The following is a 966-nucleotide window of genomic DNA, read 5'->3' on the forward strand; positions in this document are numbered from 1 at the left end:
CTAGGGCGTGTCTCCTAATCGCTGACGGTTCGGTTTGGCAGGATTAACGGGTGAATTCCCGTTACACCGTCCTCACCGATCCCCAGTGGGAGCTGATTGCCCCGTTCATGCCCGATTCCACGGGCAGGGCGGGGCGCCCGTTCAAGGAGCACCGGCTCGTGGTCGAGGGCATCATCTACCGCTACCGCGCCGGCATCCCGTGGCGCGACCTGCCCGAGCACTTCGGGTCCTGGAAGACCGTGTGGAAGCGCCACCGCCGCTACGCCGCCGACGGCACCTGGGACTCGGTGCTGGCGACCCTGCTGGGCCACGCCGAGAGCCGTGGCCTGATCGACTGGGAGGTGTCGGTGGACTCCACGATCAACCGTGCCCACCAGCACGGCACCAACCTCCCGCGCCACACAGGGGGACCTGTCGAATTACAAGAATCTTCTCGAAGAGCCCCCTGACCACGCCATCGGCAAGTCCCGCGGCGGGCTGACCACCAAGATCCACTCCCTGGTCGACGGGAACCAGCGCCCGCTGGTGGTGATGGTCGGACCCGGGCAGGCCGGGGATTCCCCGATGTTCGAAAACCTCCTGGGCGCCCTGAAGGTCAAGAACCCGGCCACCGGGGCCACCCGGAGACGTCCCGTCCGGGCCATGGCCGACAAGGCCTATTCCTCGAGGGGCAACCGGAAATACCTGCGCGAGCGCGGCATCCAATGCGTGATCCCCGAAAAGGACGACCAAAAGGCCAACCGGAAGCGCAAGGGCTCCGCCGGAGGACGTCCGGTCACCTACGACAAGGAGGCCTACAAGCGCCGCAACGTCGTGGAGCGCAGCTTCAACGCCCTGAAGCAATGGCGCGGCATGGCCACCCGCTACGACAAGCTCGCCCTGACCTACCGCTCGGCCGTGGTGCTCCACGCGGTGGTCATCTGGAGCGCCGCCCTCGAGAAATCACGATTGGGAGACACGCCCTAG

At 66.5% G+C, this 966-nt stretch carries 1 protein-coding gene; it reads left to right on the forward strand.

The genetic code is table 11. The features are described from left to right. The first annotated feature begins 107 nt into the window (after window positions 1-107). A protein-coding gene (locus BLJ79_RS22190) for an IS5 family transposase (protein WP_502686119.1) occupies window positions 108-966 on the forward strand; the annotation gives its coding sequence in 2 pieces (ribosomal slippage) (window positions 108-391 and window positions 390-966; 861 coding nt in all).

Origin of the sequence: Arthrobacter sp. UCD-GKA (genome assembly GCF_001863355.1) — a bacterium.
Taxonomy (GTDB): Bacteria; Actinomycetota; Actinomycetes; order Actinomycetales; family Micrococcaceae; genus Paeniglutamicibacter.